20 protein-coding genes are annotated in these 19,843 nt (G+C 49.7%); 14 read left to right on the top strand and 6 right to left on the bottom strand.

The features are described 5' to 3' along the window. Positions 1 to 43: 43 nt before the first annotated feature. The 7 genes from A3844_RS00730 to A3844_RS00705 all read left to right on the top strand — a co-directional run bounded on the left by A3844_RS00730 (position 44) and on the right by A3844_RS00705 (position 5,419). A complete protein-coding gene (locus A3844_RS00730) occupies positions 44 to 1,021 on the top strand; it encodes an AAA family ATPase (RefSeq protein ID WP_074083506.1) in 978 nt (325 codons plus the stop codon). Positions 1,022 to 1,024: 3 nt separating this feature from the next. After that, positions 1,025 to 2,113, top strand: a complete 1,089-nt coding sequence (locus tag A3844_RS00725) for a DUF58 domain-containing protein (RefSeq protein ID WP_074083505.1) — start codon at positions 1,025 to 1,027, stop codon at positions 2,111 to 2,113. Continuing rightward, a complete protein-coding gene (locus tag A3844_RS00720; protein WP_074106296.1) occupies positions 2,110 to 3,441 on the top strand; it encodes a DUF4129 domain-containing protein in 1,332 nt (443 codons plus the stop codon). Before A3844_RS00725 ends, A3844_RS00720 begins: the two co-directional genes overlap by 4 nt. Before the next feature lie 33 nt (positions 3,442 to 3,474). Beyond that, positions 3,475 to 3,882, top strand: coding sequence for a MerR family transcriptional regulator (locus A3844_RS00715; protein ID WP_074106295.1), 408 nt, complete (start codon positions 3,475 to 3,477; stop codon positions 3,880 to 3,882). A gap of 107 nt (positions 3,883 to 3,989) precedes the next feature. Then, the gene (locus tag A3844_RS00710; RefSeq protein ID WP_083606622.1) at positions 3,990 to 4,742 is read left to right on the top strand and encodes an alpha/beta hydrolase fold domain-containing protein; all 753 of its coding nucleotides are present in this window, start codon (positions 3,990 to 3,992) and stop codon (positions 4,740 to 4,742) included. Further along, positions 4,729 to 4,908, top strand: a complete 180-nt coding sequence (locus A3844_RS31675) for a hypothetical protein (protein WP_083606621.1) — start codon at positions 4,729 to 4,731, stop codon at positions 4,906 to 4,908. Before A3844_RS00710 ends, A3844_RS31675 begins: the two co-directional genes overlap by 14 nt. A 151-nt stretch (positions 4,909 to 5,059) precedes the next feature. Beyond that, a complete protein-coding gene (locus A3844_RS00705) occupies positions 5,060 to 5,419 on the top strand; it encodes a hypothetical protein (RefSeq protein WP_074083501.1) in 360 nt (119 codons plus the stop codon). A gap of 3 nt (positions 5,420 to 5,422) precedes the next feature. Here the strand turns inward: A3844_RS00705 and A3844_RS00700 are convergent, their stop codons facing one another. The 4 genes from A3844_RS00700 to A3844_RS00685 form a co-directional block, all read right to left on the bottom strand. Continuing rightward, on the bottom strand, positions 5,423 to 5,659 hold the full coding sequence (locus A3844_RS00700) for an AzlD domain-containing protein (protein WP_074106294.1): 237 nt from the start codon (positions 5,657 to 5,659) through the stop codon (positions 5,423 to 5,425). A gap of 84 nt (positions 5,660 to 5,743) precedes the next feature. After that, the gene (locus A3844_RS32120) at positions 5,744 to 6,031 is read right to left on the bottom strand and encodes a hypothetical protein (protein WP_074106293.1); all 288 of its coding nucleotides are present in this window, start codon (positions 6,029 to 6,031) and stop codon (positions 5,744 to 5,746) included. Positions 6,032 to 6,089: 58 nt separating this feature from the next. Next, on the bottom strand, positions 6,090 to 7,022 hold the full coding sequence (locus A3844_RS00690; protein WP_074106292.1) for a phosphotransferase enzyme family protein: 933 nt from the start codon (positions 7,020 to 7,022) through the stop codon (positions 6,090 to 6,092). Between the two features lie 126 nt (positions 7,023 to 7,148). Continuing rightward, complete coding sequence (locus A3844_RS00685) at positions 7,149 to 9,203, bottom strand: beta-galactosidase (RefSeq protein WP_074106291.1); 2,055 nt, start codon at positions 9,201 to 9,203, stop codon at positions 7,149 to 7,151. Between the two features lie 139 nt (positions 9,204 to 9,342). Here A3844_RS00685 and A3844_RS00680 point away from each other — a divergent pair, with 139 nt between their 5' ends. The 5 genes from A3844_RS00680 to A3844_RS00660 all read left to right on the top strand — a co-directional run bounded on the left by A3844_RS00680 (position 9,343) and on the right by A3844_RS00660 (position 16,192). Then, the gene (locus A3844_RS00680) at positions 9,343 to 10,176 is read left to right on the top strand and encodes a helix-turn-helix transcriptional regulator (RefSeq protein ID WP_074106290.1); all 834 of its coding nucleotides are present in this window, start codon (positions 9,343 to 9,345) and stop codon (positions 10,174 to 10,176) included. Between the two features lie 115 nt (positions 10,177 to 10,291). Then, positions 10,292 to 12,889: a hypothetical protein gene (locus A3844_RS00675; RefSeq protein WP_074106289.1), complete on the top strand. Its 2,598-nt coding sequence runs from the start codon at positions 10,292 to 10,294 to the stop codon at positions 12,887 to 12,889. A gap of 37 nt (positions 12,890 to 12,926) precedes the next feature. After that, on the top strand, positions 12,927 to 13,640 hold the full coding sequence (locus A3844_RS00670) for an ABC transporter ATP-binding protein (protein WP_074083496.1): 714 nt from the start codon (positions 12,927 to 12,929) through the stop codon (positions 13,638 to 13,640). Further along, positions 13,637 to 15,037 (top strand): ABC transporter permease, encoded by a 1,401-nt coding sequence (locus A3844_RS00665; RefSeq protein ID WP_178381893.1) that lies wholly within the window; start codon positions 13,637 to 13,639, stop codon positions 15,035 to 15,037. The genes A3844_RS00670 and A3844_RS00665 overlap by 4 nt, the downstream gene beginning before the upstream one ends. Positions 15,038 to 15,088: 51 nt before the next feature. Next, entirely contained in the window at positions 15,089 to 16,192 is a 1,104-nt protein-coding gene (locus A3844_RS00660) for an efflux RND transporter periplasmic adaptor subunit (RefSeq protein ID WP_074083495.1), read from the top strand. A 104-nt stretch (positions 16,193 to 16,296) separates the two neighbouring features. On the opposite strand, the gene nagZ is transcribed toward A3844_RS00660, so the two are convergent. Beyond that, the gene (gene nagZ, locus A3844_RS00655; RefSeq protein ID WP_244169653.1) at positions 16,297 to 17,367 is read right to left on the bottom strand and encodes a beta-N-acetylhexosaminidase; all 1,071 of its coding nucleotides are present in this window, start codon (positions 17,365 to 17,367) and stop codon (positions 16,297 to 16,299) included. Positions 17,368 to 17,450: 83 nt separating this feature from the next. On the opposite strand from nagZ, the gene A3844_RS33275 reads away from it, so the two are divergent. Both A3844_RS33275 and A3844_RS00650 read left to right on the top strand, forming a co-directional pair. After that, positions 17,451 to 17,603 carry a hypothetical protein gene (locus A3844_RS33275; RefSeq protein ID WP_244169652.1) on the top strand — a complete coding sequence of 51 codons (153 nt, stop codon included), beginning with the start codon at positions 17,451 to 17,453 and terminating at the stop codon, positions 17,601 to 17,603. A 193-nt stretch (positions 17,604 to 17,796) separates the two neighbouring features. After that, the gene (locus A3844_RS00650) at positions 17,797 to 18,300 is read left to right on the top strand and encodes a ferritin (protein ID WP_074083494.1); all 504 of its coding nucleotides are present in this window, start codon (positions 17,797 to 17,799) and stop codon (positions 18,298 to 18,300) included. 12 nt (positions 18,301 to 18,312) lie between these two features. Here the strand turns inward: A3844_RS00650 and A3844_RS00645 are convergent, their stop codons facing one another. Further along, entirely contained in the window at positions 18,313 to 19,668 is a 1,356-nt protein-coding gene (locus A3844_RS00645) for an outer membrane protein assembly factor BamB family protein (RefSeq protein ID WP_074106288.1), read from the bottom strand. Between the last annotated feature and the right edge of the window lie 175 nt (positions 19,669 to 19,843).

The raw sequence follows: 19,843 nt of genomic DNA, 5'->3' as shown, positions 1-19,843 counted from the left end.
CTTTAGCACATACCTAAATATGGAACGGATGGTGTTATTCTTCATGATGCTTCAGGAAGCAAACGCACTAATACAAGCAATAAGAGTCAATCTTGGTAAAGTTATTGTCGGCAAAGAGGAAGGGGTGGATCTGCTGTTGACCGCTTTGCTGGCGAATGGGCATGTCCTTCTGGAGGATGTACCCGGCACCGGCAAAACAATGCTCGCCAAAACACTGGCACGCTCACTGGACTGTTCCTTCAAGCGCATTCAGTTTACACCGGACCTGTTGCCTTCGGATCTTAGCGGAATCAACTACTATAATCAGAAAACAGGCGAGTTCCAGTTCCGGCCCGGTCCGGTATTTGCCAGTATTCTCCTGGCGGATGAGATCAATCGCGCGACTCCACGTACCCAGTCCAGCCTGCTGGAATGCATGGAGGAACGCCAGATTACCATCGACGGCCTGACACATGAACTGGAAGCGCCTTTTCTTGTTATTGCTACACAGAATCCTGTGGACAGTCAGGGGACGTTTCCCCTGCCGGAAGCACAGCTGGACCGGTTCCTGATGAGGATCACCACAGGTTATCCAACCTTCGAAGAGGGGGTCCATATTCTTCAAAGATTCCGCGGGAATAATCCATTGCAAGATACAGTTGCAGTAGCTACAGGACGAGATATTCAAGAACTGCAGCGGCTTACCGCAGCCGTCACTGTTAGTGATGACCTTCTGGGCTATATGATTCGTATTGTTGAAGCGACGCGCAAAGCTCCTGCAGTCAAACTAGGCGCAAGCCCCCGTGCAGGCTTTGGGCTGCTTCGTGCTGCCCAGGGCTACGCACTTCTGCGGGAACGGGATTATGTATTGCCAGATGATATCAAGGCCGTAGCGGTTCCTGTACTTGCCCACCGCCTGCTTATGCAGCGCGGACCCGGTTCTCGTGAAGGGCAGGCAGCAGAGCTTGTGCTGCAGGTACTGCGCGAGGTTGAGGTTCCGGCTGAGCCGGTAACGGCCGCCAGAGGTGGAAGGGTGGACTAAATCATGACACTGCCCTGGTTTATCATCAGCACGTTTCTGCTGATGCTGTTCATCTCGACGCTGTATCAGCGGAACGCTCTGAAGAAGGTGAACTATACCCGTTATTTCTCTTCACAAGCGGTGTTTGAGGGGGAATCAGTGGAGATGGTGGAAGAGATCAGCAATGGCAAGCTGCTGCCGCTGCCCTGGCTTCGTCTGGAGTCCAGCATCGCCCAAGGGCTTGAATTTGGAAGTCAGGAGAATCTGGGCATCAGCAGTGGCGAAATCTATCAGAATCATTTGAGCCTGTTCTACCTTCGGGCTTACCGCCATATCAAACGGACACACAAGGTCCGCTGTATGAAGCGGGGGCTGTTCCGGCTGGATACAGCAACCATGACCACCGGTGATTTATTCGGACTCAGCCGCAGCACCCAAACCTTTCCCTTGCAGCTGGAACTGATGGTATATCCGATGATCGTGGACTTATACGAGCTGCCTCTTCCAATACATAGCTGGCTGGGCGAGCTGCCCGTCAAGCGTTGGATCGTTCACGACCCGTTCCTAACGGCTGGCACACGTGAATACAGTCCTGGCGATTCGCTAGGGTCATTGAACTGGAAGGCCACGGCCCGTACCGGCCGGATGCAGGTTCACAAGAAGGACTTTACGGCTGATTCCAGGCTTGTCATCTGCCTGAACATGGAGATCAGTGATTCCATGTGGAGAACAGTGACGGATGTGGAGCGGATTGAGCTTGGCATTCGCTATGCTGCTACAATATCGGATTATGCGGTTGGTCATGGCATTGAAACGGGTTTTCTCAGTAACGGCAGGCTGGACGGAGAGGGTGCGAATGATCCGGTAGATGCTAATCCCATGGGGCGGCTGGATGACATTCTAGGATTGCTGGCAAGGCTCCAGCTGGACCGGACGATGCCTATGAGCAGATTGCTGGAGCAGGAAGCGGAGAAAGGAAACACCGATACGGATTACCTGATTATTTCCTGTCACCTCGGCCCGGAACTTCAGCAGGCAGCCGAACAACTGCGGCTGTCCGGGAACGGTGTAGAGTGGCTGGAAATTCCGGCCTCAGGGAGGAATAGCGCATGAAGCTGCAAGCACCGGAACACTTGAAATCGACGCATCGTCTCTTGTTGAATAGTATTGTGGAATGGCTATTATTCCTCCCTGTATGGATCGTGCTACAGAAGTACTTGCAGTCCGGGGTTACCGCGCTGCCCTGGATGTATACCCTGCCGCTAATATCCATGGCGGGGGTAATGCTAAGGCAGAGCTGCAACCGGAAGTGGAAGCAGCTCCTGGCGGCACTTCTCCTTGGCGTGCTGGCAGGAATTCTGGCTGGTGCATTTTCATTAAGAGAAATCCCATTGTATGCAGGTGCTATCATATCTGCATATCTGGGTATAACTGCCGGGGGCCGTAGCAGCAGGCTCAGAATTTATACTGCCGGCATTGCAGTATATTTTGTAGCCACTATCGCATTCGCCAGAATTCCGCTGCTTCAGCCTAGTGTTGCTGTATTAACCTGGAGCGGCAGTCTCTGTCTAATTCTTGCCCTTCTGGACTCCAACACCAGCCACTTGCATTACAGCTCATTCACGGGAGACGGTTCTCCGCTTCCGAGGGGAATTCGGCGGCATAACCGTTTGTTTGTGCTGTTGTTCATTGCGGTGGCGGCTTTGCTTGCGGCTGGTGCAGGCCGGGCATTGGGACTGTTCCTCTGGCATGCCGCACAGGCCTTCTTCGGCTGGGTGAGCCGTCTGTTCTCTGATTCAAGTAAGCCAGAGCCGCAGCAGGAAGCTCCACCGCAGGTGATGCCTGAGATGCCGCCGGCTGAAACCCATGAGCCGGGGCTGCTGGCGATGATCCTGAATGCTGCATTTTATGCCATCGGAGCTGCGGCGCTGATCGTAATCCTGTATTTTGGCCTTCGTTGGTTATATCGCAATTCAGGTGGAGTCTGGCGGAAATTCATCGACTCTCTGTTATCCTTGCTCCGCAGAGAATCACCGCAGAATAATACCGCTTATCAGGACGAGGAGAAAAGTATTTTCACCTGGGAGAAGACGGTTCAAGGCGTAAGAGAGTACTGGCGGAGCCGTACAACCTCTGCCTCCAGACGGGACCGCTGGGAAGGAATGAACGGGGGGCGTGAGCAGACCCGCTGGTTGTACCGCCATTGGTTGAAGAACAAACGTGCCCAAGGATACTTGCAGAGGAGCTATCTTACCCCTCAAGAGACTACGGTGGATATTGCAGAATGGAATGAGAGCAGGAAACCCCAGCGTAAGGCTCAAGAGACTGCTCCAGACGCCTCGTCCGCTCAGCTTCTCCGGTTCTATAATCAGGCAAGGTATGGCGGGACTGAGCCTTCGGAAGCTGAAGTCAGGCAGTTGAAGGAAAGGCTGAAATTATAGCCGTTATAGGTTCAGCGGGAGGAGGAAAAGTACATGGTTACCTATTTACGGGGAGAACTGGCAAAGGAAGCGAAAGTCAATATTGAAACGCTGCGGTACTATGAGAAGCATGGCTTACTTCCCCGGCCGCAACGGACGACCTCGGGTTACCGGATGTATACGGAGGAGGCACTCACCCGGATCGCTTTTATACAGAATGCCAAGAATTGTGGATTCACGCTGCGTGAAATCAAAAAAGCGTTAGTAAAGTCCGAGGACGGAAGTATAGGGGTTTCTGATTTCATTCTGGCAATAGAGCGTAAGATGATCGCTGTTGATCTGGAAATAGCGAAACGCGAGACTACCAGACAGCTTCTGAAGGATCTGAAAATAAACCTTGAATCCGCAGAGCGGCATCCTGGGGTGAAGGAGACTTTGCAAGTTCTCAGGATGGAAAAATAAACTTTGGCGAGGTTCCTAATGCGTTGCGGTGTTGATCCTGCTTGACTCTGTACCGTAGTACAGGGTTTAGAATACAGGTGTCAAGCCAATACCGGGAGGAATGAAAGATGCCGAGTTCAAAGGAAATGCTTCAAGCGATCAGACAACATTTGCAGCAAAATAATCAGACCGCAGGGAAAACAGCAGTACAAATCCGTCTGGAGATGGCGGAATCCGCCAAACAATTACCATTGCTTCATGAAGTATCTGCCGAAAGGGTTGATGTGGACGGGGTGGCAGGAGAATGGCTGAATGTTACAGTGGACCCCTCCGAAAAGGGTAATGGGAAGGTCATACTCTATGTTCATGGTGGAGGTTTTATCTCCGGCAATTGTGAGATCTACCGTGACCTGGCAGCAAGAATCGCTGCTGCCAGCGGAGTAAGGGTGTTTACCTTAGAATATCGTCTTGCACCCGAGTATGTGTATCCTGCTGCCAATGAAGATTGTCTTGCTGCTTACTGCTGGCTGCTGCGAACAGGCTTTCTGCCGGAAGACATCATCCTGGGCGGCGATTCTGTAGGCGCCTCTCTCGTACTAATGACGCTGATCACACTGAGGGACGCAGGGGATAAACTGCCCGCAGCCGCATTTCTTCTATCCCCGCACAGTGATCTCGTCCATCTGGACGGCGAGTCGTATGACAGCAGGGCTGAAATGGACCCTACGGGAAGCCGGGAGGGGAATCAGAGAATCCTGCGGGATTACCTGGGCGGCTATAACGGTATTATACCTGCGCTGCTATCGCCGCTAAGGCTACCGCTGGATGGACTGCCCCCCTTATTTAATACAGGCCGGAGATCAGGAAGTGCTGCTGAGTGATGCCGAACGGCTCGCAGAGCGTGTATGTGCTTACGGAGGAGAAGCCACACTTGAAATTTGGGAGAACCTGTGGAGCGTGTTCCAGTTGATGTCTGCGTTGCTCCCGGAAGGGCAGGAAGCGATCGGGAAGATTGGGAGCTTTGTCAAAAGGATCTGGAGCTTATAGGTGAAAGTTAAGTGAAATATGCAGAATATCCAAGGGATAAATTCCCTTATTCCCTAAAATAATGATTTTAAAAAACCGATAATTCATATACTTACTCTTCTGAATCGAGATAATGAGTCAATAGGGTAGAATTTATACTGGGGGAATCATTATGCCTTACACTATGGAAGTAAATGTAGCCAAAAATCAAGTGGTTGTAAAAGCATTTGGTCTGACTGAAACGGATGTGCCTGCTTATATATCTGATTTTGAAGCAGCAATGAAGAAACTGAAACCTGGCTTTACTGGAGTCACCGATGTAACCGAGTCTAAATCAATCCTTACCCCCGAGGTGGCCGCCATGCTCGCACCTACAGGTGAATTGGCAGTTGCACATGGAGTGGGCGGATGGGTGTATGTTGCGAACTCTCCTGTGTGGAAGATGCAGATGAACAGACTCTTCGGGAAGTTTGCTGTGTACTATCCGACTTATGAAGAAGCAGATGCATATTTGAATAGCTTATCCGAATAATAGTCATAGAAGCATCAGCGATAGGATTCCCGCAACAACGGTTCCCAGCAGACTGCGGGTTTGGATGGCAACCCATAGGGTTGGCAAAGCTGTTATCCATTCTACATTGCTGGATAAATTGGTGAAATGGCCATCCGTGGTGAACAGTTCCTGGGCGACCAGTGCGGAGATGACCGCTACGGGTACATGATTCAGCCAGCGCATGCCCCATTCTGGAAGCGTATTCAGGCTAAGAAGCATAGAGGCAGCACCCTTGGGATGAAAGTAACCAGTGCCGCTCCAATGATATTGAAGGAAATATCCAGTCTTATTTCCATTTCTCGATTAACACTCTATCGTAGAGGCTGCTGCGGTTGCGATAATCACACCTATACTGGGTGACCGGAGAACCGATACACCGACGGCAATTAACATCGCAGCAGCCCCAACGAGAATATCCGTCAGCAGCGTGTTTCTGCTCTGGATGGTGAGTACGAGCAGACCTGGGAACATCGCCGGGAGGGCGAAATCAAGCCCCCATTGCTCGGGGTCAGCGATCCATTGGCCCAGAAAAGCACCGGCGATATTGTCCAGGCTCCAATTGAGATAAGCCGTAAGGTTCAGACCGTGCATCCATTTTTCACTGATAGCAGCGGAACCTGTGCTTCTCTGAATAGCTACTCCAAAGGTTTCATCTGTTTGCAGCGCCCCTTAAGCAAAGTTTCTGCCACTTAGTAAGCCAATTGTACTGCTCCTCGCAAAACGCTATGGATATGCTGGACAATCCTTGTGATCGTACGATTCTTGAGATAATCTGAAAATGCCTTACAGCAATAAAATCGAAAATAGCATTACACTCATTACCGCTCAGGGAGCAGGTTCTGCTATAGCCGGAATAAAAGCGTTCAAACAAACGCATGGTCCTATCGTACATGGATGGATGAAATTCATTAAAGTGGGTATCGTCAGACATATATGCAACATCCATGCTTGGATAGTCACCTGAAGCATCATCCCAATCCAAAAGAACATATTCTCCGCTCTGGTTCCTGATCATATTCCCCGTATGCAGGTCCCCATGGCAAAAGCTTGTAGGGAGCTTAGAGATACGTTTCCATAATTCATCGCCGTAGAGTTTGAGTTCCTGGATCTTCTCTGAATCCCAATCCATCTCCCCCATAATGGTAATATAGTCGTTTATGTATTCGTTTTTTGTTCGGTTAATAAGCTTATGGGGATATCGCTTCATGACCTGATGCAGTTCCCCGATCTGTTGTCCAATGTGCTCTGCTTCAATTTTGCCGTCAGGCATTGTTCCTTCCTCATAATCATAGATTATGGCAATATTCCAGTTCTCCTGACAACTTAAGCTGAAATAGCTGGAATTATCGTTCTTCCTGACAATGGTGGCTACCGGGTAAGAATTTGTATGTAAAAAATCGAGGATACGGATCGTTTGCAAAACGTCATCCTTTTTGGAACTGCGGTACATTTTCAGCACATACTTATGATGACGGCTCCGCAGAAAATATACCCTGCCGATCATCTCCCGGTGAAATTCAATATGCAGGATCTCCAACGGATAGGATCGGTTGATCTCTTGAATCAGAGCATCGTTGTCCATAAATTGTTCTCCTTTTGGAATAAGCAAGCTAATTATACAATTATATTATTCTACTATATCAAAAAAGAGGGTTCTCCCACACAGAATTAATCTGAAGGAAGAACCCTTTGTAATTAAAATACATCCTCAGTAGAGTACCAGTACCCCAAAGCCTTCGAGTGTGTACGAGCCGGAGAGAGTCGAACCGGTCAGCAGATCGGTTCTTTGCTCTTTGAGCTGGACGGTCGCAGGTTCTTCACTGAAGTTCAGCAGGAACGTATAGCTGTTATTTTCATCTTTGCGGATTTGCAGCTCTACTTCCGAAGGAAACTCCAGCCACTCAGCTACAGGGGAGTGAAGGTGAAGCCTGTCGATGATTTTAAGTGCTGCATCCGCATGAAATACAGCTCCGAAGTACCATACCTCGCCTTTGCCGCGTTTGTTTCGGGTGACAGCCGGTTTGCCGGCATAATAATCGGTTGCATAAGTCCCCATAACCTCGACAGTGTCCTCTTCGACATGAAGAATATCATTGAACGCATCAGCACCGGTAAGCGCCTCAGGATCACTGCCCCAGCGGATGGAAGTGGGAAGACGGGTGCCTTTGACCATAGTGAATTCCTCAACAGTGATGCCACACAGGTCCCTCGCAGCACCGGGAAAAGGCCGCATATAGCATTGTCCTCGGGTATCCTTGTAACCGGTCCGGCAGCCGAAAATCAGCGTTCCGCCTTGCTGCACATATTGATCCAGAAGCTCTGCTGTCTCATCGCTCATAATGGCCGGATGCGGATAGACTAGAACCTGATAAGGAATCAGGTCTTCTAGAGTGGTTTTGCTACGCATGTATAGGATGTCGTTCGGGATTTGACGCTTCTGCAGTGCCTTGAACCATTCCTTGTTGCTCTGCCACATAAAGGGTCCGTGCCAGACATCGTATTCACCATCCCATTCATTGTCGTAATCACGCAGAATGGCAATGTCAGCCTTAGATCGCGTACCTACAATATGTTTGCCTGCAACAGCCAGTTCCCGGCCAATCTGTTCTGCTTCCCTGACCCTGCGGTTCGGCTGGTTATGATAGTCATTGAGGCCATGCCAATATATTTCATTGCCCATAGTTGCCGTCCGCCAGCGGAAGTAGAGCAGCTTGTCCGCACCATGAGCAATGGACTGATATGTCCAGAGCCTCATCTGACCAGGCTTGGGTGAAGGCATATCCATGCGGTTCACCCAGCCGCCCGGGCCGGATTGCTGCTCCATGATACAGAAATTAGGGCTAATCGAACGAACTGCTGTTAACGAGAGGCTCCAGCTCCGGTCCAGCAGCGGATCTGCTTCTTGCGGATCGGTACTTATGCTTGAGAACTGGGGATAGGAGTCATAGCTGAAGAAATCAAGGAGCTGGTCGTTCAGTTCATGGCTGTCGAGATGTCCGAACAATCCATTGGTGGTTACCCATTGGGAAGGGGCCAGTTCCCGGATAATATCAACCTGGATTCTGGCAAAAGATATGGTGTTGTCGGAAATGAACCTCTTCTCATCCAGTGCCTGATGCGGATTAGGCTGCATGGGTGACGGAGTGGGTCGTGGCAGAAAGATCTGTGACCAGCTATTATAGGTCTGATTCCAGAAGACAGTTCCCCAAGCTTCATTCAGCTTCTCCAGCGTTTCATATTTGGCTTGTACCCACTCCCGGAAGGCCTGGTGATCGCTCTCCGAATAGAACACATTGATTTCACAATTCAGTTCATTGTCAATTTGCCAGCCAACCACACCCGGGTGATTGCCATAATGCTGCGCAAGCTGCCTGGTGATTCTGGCGCAGAGCTCCCGGTACTTCGAACTGCTGTAATTATAGTGACGGCGCATGCCGTGCTGTAGCGTCACTCCGTCATAGGTAACATTCAACACTTCAGGGTAACGCTCGGTGAGCCAAGCGGGAGGTGTGGCCGTGGGTGTTCCCAGAATCACCTTGAGACCGTGGCTATGAGCCAGATTGATGGCTCTGTCAAACAGATCGAACTGGAAGACACCTTCCTCAGGCTCAAAGAGGGTCCAGGCAAATTCAGCCATCCGGACAATCGTGAATCCGGTTTCAACCATTCGCCGGTAATCGTCGGCCCAGAGTTCTTCCGGCCAGTGCTCAGGATAGTAACACACGCCAAGCTCAAAGGATTCAGTAGTGGATATAGTATTCATTTTCAACCTCCAAGTGTAAAAATATGCTGTAGGATTGTTATGAATCTATTGTATTATCAGGTATACTGATTCATATATAACACAATATTGCTATTGTATTACTATATTGCGTGTATGGCTTATGTAGAAAGGATCCCCTATGAACAAACAATGGGTTTTACCCGCACCGGCCTATATGCATTACGTCTGCTATCCGGAATTTATCGGGCATTATTCGGATTTTCCACAGCATGCGGAACGCAGAAGTGAGGGCTTGCTGAATAGTTATAATCTGCATCTTGTTTTTGCCGGGGAAGGTTATGTCTTCCAGGAGGGTGAACGCATTCCTATGGGACGGGGCAGAGGTTTTCTCTTCCCGAAGGGGGCTTACCAGCAGTATGGAGCTGATCCTAATCACCCATGGGAGGTTCGCTGGATCCATTTCGGCACGAGCATCCCTTTGCCTCTGCTGGAGGAGGTGGACCAGTCGCGCGGCTACTTTTTTACGTTTGATCCTGATGCCGGGCTCATCCCGGTTTTTGAAGAGATGTACCGGCTTAGTGAATCCTTCGAGACCTCCTGCGAACCCCGTTTCTCTGCTTTGCTCTATGAAATACTGATTACGCTGTTGCAGAACTCCGAGCCGCTACATGGATCGGTTCCGCTGGAGATCAGGCACTCGATCCGCCGCACCGCAGATATGATCCGCCGGGAATGCGAGCGCCCGTGGACGCTGGAGACGATGGCCAAACTTGCGGGCTACAGCAGCTATCATTTCCTCCGCCTGTTTCGTAGTATTATGGGTAAGACTCCGAACCGCTATTTAACCGAATGCCGTCTTGCCAGAGCCAAGCTGCTGCTGGCCTCCACCTCCCTTTCCATTTCTCATGTTGCCCTGGAGTCCGGTTTTCGGCAATCTAGCTACTTCATAAAGGTCTTTAAACAGGTGGAGGGGATTCCGCCCAATCAATACCGGAGAGCTTTTAGCTCATAGAGTTCCTTAGATAACAAATAAGTTACATTTTCCAAGCAAGAGTAACAGTTTGGATACATTTCCCTCTTCAGCTGCCACTATAATGGATTCTAGTAAAACACCTGGGGGGAAAATAATGAGATTGTATAAAAATACATATGCGGCAGTGCTGGCAGGCACATTTGTCATCGGTCAGCTGGCGGCCGGCCTGGCACCTGGAACGGTACAGGCTTCAGCAAGCTCCATACCTTCAGCCAACATGGCTGCTGCGGTGACACCCAAGATTAGTCCCATAGTTATTGGATCGGGAGTAACAGCGTCGCTCGAAAATGTAAACATATGGACACAAACGGGCGGCAATATTCTGACGTACACAGTGAAATATTCAAATGCCGGGGGAACAGGCGCCAATCTGGTGCGTTACTTCTCTCGGGTCGTAACCCCTGAAGGTTCGGTGATTCCGGGTACTCCTGTTACAGCAGATGCACTGAAGAAGAAAGTGGACGCCAATGAAACACTGCAGGTGACGTACTATGTCAATGTAGGTCAGAGCGAGTCTCTTCAAGGAATGAAGATTGCAATGTATGTCTGGGACCCCAAGACCAAGGGCTATCTGCGGCAGGCAGGCACCTTTGCGGTTCCGGCCAATTATTCCACCACTGTGGCAAGCGGTAAAAGTTTGAACACGCTAATGAACGATATCCCCGTAACAGCAGCAGCAGAATCCCTGCAAATCTTCAAATTCAGCGGCAAGGTATATGCCAAGGTAGGGCTAAGCCTGACCAATAAAGGCAGCAAGGTCCTTGGCGATCCCGGTTACACAGCCTATCTGGTTTCAGCCAGCGGAACCTCATTTGAACTGTCACTCAGCAGCACCCAAGACGGTTATAAGATTCAGCCTCAAGAAAAGAAGAGCATCTACTACTTAGCGGAAATCCCAGCCTATCTCAAAACCGACAACATGAAGCTTCTGTTCACGCAAAAGGATGTAACCCTGAAGCTGGAGCTGCCCGGTGCTTCATTTAAGCTCCCGGCAGCGACAAGTCCAAATCTGGTTGTAGGCAATGGAGCCATCAAGACCATCATAGTGAACAGCAATACCATCGAAACCAAGCTCAGCAATGCCTCGGTTTATGCCGATAAGGCGTCGGCTGCATGGTCTTTTCAGCTTGAACTGAAGAATACAGGGAACAAAGCCGTTACCCTGCCCACCTACGAGCTTGCTGTCAAATCGGCAAAAGGAAGAACGTTTCCGGTCAATGCCAAAGCCTTAAACGGAATAACACTTAGACCGCTGGAGGTAAAAGTAATTCCGCTTACAGCGTCAGTACCGCTGGAGGTTGAACAGGGTACGCTTCAGCTGCAGATGATCGAAGCCGTGGGGCAGGAGCTTCCTGCTCCAACTGCCGGAACGGAAACTGGAGGAACGTCCGGAACACCGGCTGTAAGCGGTAATGCAGTTGGCAAGCTGACTTTTCCTATTGCTTACTTCACGATCCCTTATACGCTACGTACCAATGTCCAGCAAGGACAGGAATACAGAACCACGAATCCGTACGGAACATTCTCGTACAGTATCCAATCCATTCAGCGTTATCCGTGGAAGGATGATGATATCGTTATCGCCAGGCTGAAGCTGACCAACACGCAATCTGTAACCCTGTCCCTGCCTGAACTCAAGGGGGCGCTCAAATTGAATAATCTCGATTTGACTTCGTCGACAGAGATTATCATGGACAAAGAATCTGCAGAGCTTGCTCCGGGCAGCTCCGCCGAAATCGATGTGCTGACCAAAATTCCGTACGCTGAAGAGTTCTCAGCGCTAAATATTAGCTTGTACACCACAGAGAACGAGGAGAAGAAACCCTTCCTTGCACTGAGCACGAGCAGTGATATGAACAGTGTTACGACTATTGAGCGCGGCGGGAACTATATAGTTGCTGAAAAGGGTAAAAACTCAAAGGTTCAGGAGAACAGAACCACAGTCTACTCAAGCTCAAGTACCTCCAAAATCATCTACACAGAGCTGCTCATGAGCAATGAGGAGAAAAGACAAAGCTCGCTTACGCGGCTGAAAGCCTATTACCGGACTGCGGATGGACAGTTCTATGAAGCACAGTCTTCTCAATCTGCCGGCCTTGCCGCTCCAGGCGGGAAGCAGATGGTTACCTTCTGGGCGAAAATTCCGGGGGCCTTGCAGACCAATGACATGTCACTCTACCTCGGAACCGGCATTACAGGCGGTAAGCTGAGTGAAGCTGGGCAGGAAGCGACAGGCTATGTCAATGTTGCATCGCTCAAGCTTAATCCGGTAACGCCTGTACCTGTGCAGAACCTTGGCCAAATCTCTATATTCCCTTACAACTTCTCGGTGATCCGTTCAGAAGGTCAAATTTCGGAGGGCAGCGACAGCATGAGCATCGAGGTCGATTACAAGCTCACGCAGGACCACTCTTATGATACAGATGCGCTGGATCACAAGCTGGTTGCCAAGATTACAGATCCATTCGGCCTGACGCAGGAAAAAACATTGACGCTTGGCACGGATTTGACGGAAGGTGACAATAACACGTACACCCTTTCCATCACCAGAGGTCTGTATAAACAGCTTAAAGGCGGCTCCTACAAAATCACCCTGTACGATGAGTTCCAGGGCGGACGGATTGAGCTCGGACAGCAGATTTACTACTTGATCTACAAGCCGCTGCCCGTCATTGTTAAAGACGAAAAATAACGAACGATCTATCACAGGACAAGAAGGAGCGGCTTCCATGTTGCGAGTCGAAAAAATTACACATTCCTTTAAAACCGGCAACGAGTGGACCAAGGTCCTTCATGAAATCAGCTTTGCTGTGAAGCAGGGAGAAATGGTTGCGCTACTGGGCAGCTCCGGGTCCGGTAAATCTACGCTGCTGAATTTGATGGCTGGCCTGATGAAGCCTACCGACGGCCATATTTTCATTGCTGATCATGACATCGTGTTGATGGGTGAAAATAAGCTCGCCGAATTCCGGCGCAAGAATATCGGATTTATATTTCAAGCCTATGAATTGATTACAAGCCTAACTGTACGTGAGAATGTGGAGCTGCCGCTGGTTTTCCAGTCGGTGTCACCCTCTATCCGCAAGCAAAAGGCACTGGCTCTGCTGGAGCAGGTCGGATTACCTGACAAGGCAGACCTGTTTCCTTCACAGCTGTCAGGCGGTCAGCAGCAGCGCGTAAGTATCGCCCGGTCTCTGATAACAGAGCCTTCTGTTATTTTTGCCGACGAGCCTACCGGAAATCTGGATTCCAAAACAGAGGAGGAAATCATCAGCATTCTGCTGAAGCTGAATCAGACCATGAAAACGACATTTATTGTGGTAACGCATGAACAAGAAGTGGCGGAGCAGATGCAGCGGACCTTCTCACTCCGGGATGGATATTTGATTAACGGCCAGCACACGGATGTTCAGCCGGCACCTACAGAGGAGGAGAGTCCGTGAGGATCAGGGATATCTCCCGTATGGCCTGGGATCAGGTCAAACGGCGAAAAGTGGTAACGGGCTTGTGTATGACCGGGATTTCCATTGGTTGTGCGGCCATTATCGTTGCGCTGAGTGTGGGTCAGTCCGCACAGGTATATGTGACGAATGAAGTGAACCGCAATTTCAAAATGGATGAAATCACCGTAACTCCGGGCGGCGGACTGCCATCTCCAGGCGGAAAGGGAGGTGGAGGCGGTTCAGGGTCCGGGGTCAATAGCAACCTGGATCCGGGTAAGCTTACATTTCAAAAGCTTAAGATCATTCAAGGACTGAAACATGTCGTTGCTGCAGCCCCTTTTGAAGATAACGGGTACAGACAGATGATTACGGTGGACAATAAAATCGCCGATATTCAGGTTATTGCAACGGATCTGCGCATGCTGAACAAATTCGACAAGTCCTTCAAACAGGGCGGCGCTTCAGATATTCCCGGAATGGTGGTTCTGAACTATGGTGCCACACTCGGGTTGATTGATATAGAGACCCGGCAGAACATTTTTGACCGTATGAATTCGGATCCTTTCAATCAAGAGGTATCAAGCCAGTATAATAATCTGATGCTGATTCCCTCGGAAATGTACCGCCAGCAGGTTCAATTGCAAGCACAGGATTACAGCGCCAGCGCCCCAAACGGTACAGGACCCACCAAACTCAGTTCACCGCTCCAGGTAGGCGGTATTCTGGCCAATCCTCCCGGTACCAGCGATGATCGTGCTACTTATGAGAAGGTGATGTATGTGTCATTGGAAACTGCTGCACAGCTGCAGCATGAACTTAGCTTCACTGATGCAAACGGGACCGTTCCAAGTCTGGAAGAGGGCAAATACAATTCCGTCACAGTGAAGGTCGACAGTGTCGATAACATCAAACCGCTGGAAGCATTAATCCAGAAGCTTTCTTTGTCAGCTAACGACAACTTGTACCAGCAGGAACAGTTGAAAGAACAATTCGATACGATTAAAATGGCTGCTCTGGGTATTGGTGTTTTCATTCTGGTTATTGCATCGATTTCCATCATTGTAGCCATGACCATGTCCACACATCAGCGCAGGCGTCAGATCGGGATTATGAAAGTGCTCGGTGCGAACATGGGCCAAATCCGCAATATGTTTATAACAGAAGCTGCCCTGCTCGGACTGCTCGGCGGTCTGCTCGGTGTACTATTCTCTTATCTTATTGTAATGGCGTTGAACAAACTTGTGGGTACTGCCGGAGAAGGCCTGTCTTTCTTTATACCGCTTACGACCCTTCCGATTGGGCTTTCGTTTGCGATTATGACCGGTGTACTATCAGGTATCTATCCGGCCATCAGCGCTTCCAGAACGGATGCACTTACAGCTATCAAGCGGGATTAGCCATAAACATATATACAATACTGTATTTCCATTTGAAAGGAAGCCAAATCAATGAAGAGGATATTCAAAAGGACGCTGAAGTGGGTTATCATCCTTGGCATTATTGCCGCCGCAGGCTATATTCTGTACAGCAAAGTATTAAAAAAAGAACCGGAGGTAGTGATGGAACCTCCTCAAGTAATCAGCTTTCCGGTGACACAAGAGCCGATGACAAGTACGGTTCAGGTCAAGGGGAAATCCAAGTATCAGGAGGAAACGCTGGTATATGCTCCGTTTGCCTCCAAAGTCACCGCGTGGAAAGTCGAAAATGGCGGACAGGTGAAAAAAGGGGATGTCCTGTTCACGCTGGACCAGTCCACCTTGAAGAATGAAATTGCCACTACAGAAGCAACTATTCATAAAGCGAAGCTGGAAGGGGAACTGAATACCTTTGTCAGCCAGCAGGATGAGGATGCGGCCGTTCCGGCAGGGACGGAAGCGGAACGTCTGAAGGCACTTGCCGCCCAGGAGACCGCTCGTCTGAATGATGAATTGAACCAAGTGAATGCAGACATTCAGGAGAAGGAGCTAACCGACAAAAGAGCCAAGCTGAATTCTGCGGTGTACCACGCTCCGGCTACCGGTATTTTTCTCTATGACAGCAGCAGCGAGACCGGTGAACGGCCGCAGATGGTGACAGATAATCAGTACATCGGCAAAATTGTGGACCTTAGCAAGCTGGAGTTCATCGCGCTGGTAGGGGAGCAGGATATCTTCCGTATCAAGCCGGGGATGAAGGTTCAGGTGAAGATGACTGCGATGAAAGATTTGATCCTGAAAGGTGTAGTAAAAAAAGTGTCGAAATTCGCCACAACGACTACCGGCCAGAATACGGCAGGGCAGGTGCCGCAGTTCGAAGTTGTGATCTCCCTGCAGCCCGATGAGCACTTGATTGGAGGCCTTAGCCTAAGTGGAGATATTGAGACCTTGCGCAAGGACAAGACCACAGTGGTGTCCAGTATCGCTGTTATTCATGAAGGGAATCAGGCTTTTGTGATGCTGGATAAAGGAAAGGGTCAGTATGAGCGGAAAGAGATCAAGATCGGAATGGAGACCTCTGAGAAGACTGAAGTTCTATCCGGACTGAAACCTGGAGATACTGTAGTCCTGCAATAGAAATGTGAACGTGTAAAATAGCGTGAATACAAAACAGTAGCAGCCTGTTGTAGCGGTGATTCCGCTATAACAGGCTGCTGCTCTGTTTTCAGACACTCTGAGGGTTACTTTACAAAGGAGGTACGCCAGGCTTTGATATCCTTATTGAGCTGGGTGAGGTTAGGAACGTCAACAGGTGTATCTTTCAACTGATATTTCTGTTTCAATGACAGAATCCGATAGACACTCTCATTAATCCTGGATTCGGAAATCTTGCCTTGCTTCACAGCAGCCAGCAGTGCATTTCGTGTGGTCTGCTCATTGCTGTATTCGTGGGCGACCAATAGGATATCGCTGCCCGCGAGGACTGCATTAACAGCAGCCGCAGCCAGGCTGTAATTTTTCATGATTGCACCCATGGTCAGGTCATCGGTAATAACCACTCCCTTGAAACCCATTTGTCCCCGTAGAAGTTGACTGATGATGACTTTGGACAGGGAAGCAGGCCGGTCAGGGTCCAGGTGCGGATACAGAATGTGGGCAACCATTACTGCGTCTGCCTGCTCCTTAACCGCTTCGCGGAAGGGTCGCCATTCGAGCTTCGCCAGCTGGGCTTCCGTCTTATTCACTACCGGAAGCTCCAGGTGGGAATCGACAGACGTATCTCCATGCCCCGGGAAGTGCTTAACGACAGGAACGATGCCCTCACTCTCAATCCCCTTCATTTCTGCAATGCCAAGCTCGATAACCTTTGCGGACGTGTTGCCGAAGGAACGGTCCCCGATCACCGGATTGTCCGGATTGCTGTTGATATCCAGCACCGGGGCAAAATCCATATTGAAGCCTGCGGTTTGCACTTCTCTGGCCAGCAGCTTACCCATCATTTCTGCTGCCTCCGCATTACTGCTTGCACCAACCGATCCACTTGCCGGAATCTTCGCATATTCGTCCGGCATACGGCTGACCTTGCCGCCTTCCTGGTCGACACTGACGAACAGCGGTGCGGGGTTTCCGGCATTGCTGCGCTTCAGTTCATTGGTGAGGCTGACCAGCCCCTTCAGGCTCTTTATATTGTCCCCGTACAGGATGATGCCGCCAACCTTGTCATTAGAGATCATAGTTTGTGTCTGCGCGCTTACTTCTGTCCCGTCAATCCCCACGAGGAGCATCTGGCCGATCTTGTCTTCCAGCGGCATGGAAGCAATCTCCTGTTCAATCACACCTACAGGGCTGCTTCCTTCAGAGCCGGCAGGCACTGGAGAAGCGGCAGTCACCGGTGGTGGGGACTGAGCCGGAGGTGAAGCAGCATCCGTTTGCCGGGGAAGAGGATTTTCAGATGAAGGTGAAGCTGCAGGAGGTACTGGTTGTGGCTCTGCCGTATTACTGGAACCTGCTTTTCCGCTGCAGCCGCTGCTTAAGAGGAGGCAAGTAATGGTCATAACCAAAGTAATCCTTTTATAGCTTGGAACAACAGGGTTACTGTGTTCGTGGAACCGGGTCATTGTATGCTGACTCCCCTTTCTGTTTGCTGGATCACAAGTGCAGATGTTAAGATGAAGTAGACATTTGCTACATAAGCTTTGCTACACTGCACACAAAATTTTAAGGATGAGGTGAATTTGATCATGAAAGAAGAATTGGTAAATGCGCTAAATGAACAAATGAATTTTGAGTTTTATTCTGCACATGTGTACCTCGCGATGGCTGCATATTGCTCCGGCGAAAGTCTCGATGGCTTCGCTAATTTTTTCCTGATCCAGGCAGAAGAAGAACGGTTCCATGCAATGAAAATCTACAAATTCCTGAATGACAGGGACTTCCGGGCCAGACTGGCTGCCCTTCCCGAGCCTAAAAATGAGTATACATCCATGCTGGACGCATTTGAGCATGCATTCGCCCATGAACAGCAGAACACCTCAAGATTCTATCATTTGGCTGACTTGGCGCTTGATGAACGGGAACATGCGACCATCTATTTCCTGAAATGGTTCATCGATGAGCAGGTGGAAGAAGAGGCATTATTCAGTAATATTATCGCCAAGCTGAAGCGGATTGAAACCGACAGCAATGCCTTCTACATGCTGGATGCTGAGTTTGCAGGACGCACATTCACAGCACCGGCTGAATAAGAAACTGCGTAGCTATTGAATCGCAGCAGGCAGCTTGACACCCAGCATCTTCCCTCCGCTGCGTACTATAAGGATATTCCCTGTTTTGAGTGAAGGCTGGAATTCACGGGAAGCGGTTTTGACAGTGAACAACGGCTTCTGGCTGATAAGATCATAAGCATGATATAATCCGTCGGATTGTCCAGTATACATGGTCCGGCCGAAGATATCCATTTGAACCGAGGGATTTTCACCCTGCTTCGTGCTGATTACTTGTCCATTTGCGAGCTTCATGGTAATCAGGCTGTTGTCGCTGTAATTGTAATACATCAGCCGATCCTGGATCACCTTGTACAGTGGGAATACATGATCGGAAAGCGGCTGGTTCCATTGCTTCAGAGGTTTCCCATTCTCTGTATAGTTCCAGAAGTTATACTGGGCAACCTTTTGCCCTTGCATAACATACAGGTTGCTGCCATCCAGAAACGCTGAACCATACACCCCTCCGGACCGGAATCCACCGTCTGGAGGGGTGTTGTTGTCTGTCCAGCGGTAATTGCGTTCACCTTGGAGCTGACCGGTCTGCAGGTTGAAAATAGATACCAGAACTTTACGGTTCACCGGGTCTTCATCCAGCATTTCCAGTGATTTGATGGAATACACCAGACCATCGCGAATGGTCAACGGCATACTCTGGCGGTATTGCTCCCATAACTTCTTACCCGTCTTAGAGTCATAAGCTATGATCGACGGGAAGGTTAAGACTCCAGCGCTGGTATAGAGGCGGATCAGCACTCCATCCACTTCTGTTAAGTCCGTGTAGCCCTCATAATTGCTGTCCTCGGCGATTTTCCATTTGAGCTTCCCGGTGGAAGCATCCACAGCCGCAAGCTGTCTGCCTTGAGTCACATAAATCTTGTCTCCCAGAGGATGTATGCTGGATGCATTAGAAAAAGGCAAAGAAGTATTCCATACTTTCCGTCCTGACTCTGCTACGGCGTATAACGTGCCGGCTTGCGTTACTCCATAAATCATTCCTTTGCTGTAGGTGTACAGCGGCGCCAGGGCGCTGCCGTATTCCCACAGCTTTTTGCCTGTAGCTGCGTTCAGCGCAGCTAATGTATAGTTCTTCTGGAGCGCAAAAACCTTGCCGTTCTCTGCGAGAGCAGTAATGGACTGGGCCGCGAGACTGCTCGGAATGGTGGCCGTGGAGAAAGACCACAACGGCTTAAGAACAGGGGCTGTGACTTGAGTATAGAAAGGATTTCCAATACTTACAGCTGCCTTCTCAGCCGAAGCGGCAGGGAGGAGGTCTCCGGCATACAGGGGTAATATCACACTAATTCCGGCGAGAACGGAAGTGATCTGTTTAAGCTTAAGTCTGTTCATTTTATCAATGCTCCTTTTGTGTTAGAAGTAGACTCCATTTCGAATAGAACTAAACCTTACTACCTTTAGACTGGGAAAATAGAAAAAAGTTACAGTAATATATGCTGAACTTAAGAATGCAAGCCGGCTGCTTGACCAAACCTTTGTGAATCAAGAATATTGCCAATACAGCAAA

The organism is Paenibacillus helianthi, from assembly GCF_001909055.1.
GTDB lineage: Bacteria > Bacillota > Bacilli > Paenibacillales > Paenibacillaceae > Paenibacillus_AQ > Paenibacillus_AQ helianthi.
Note: the sequence above shows the minus strand (reverse complement) of the source record. Positions and strands in the feature narration are given on the sequence as shown.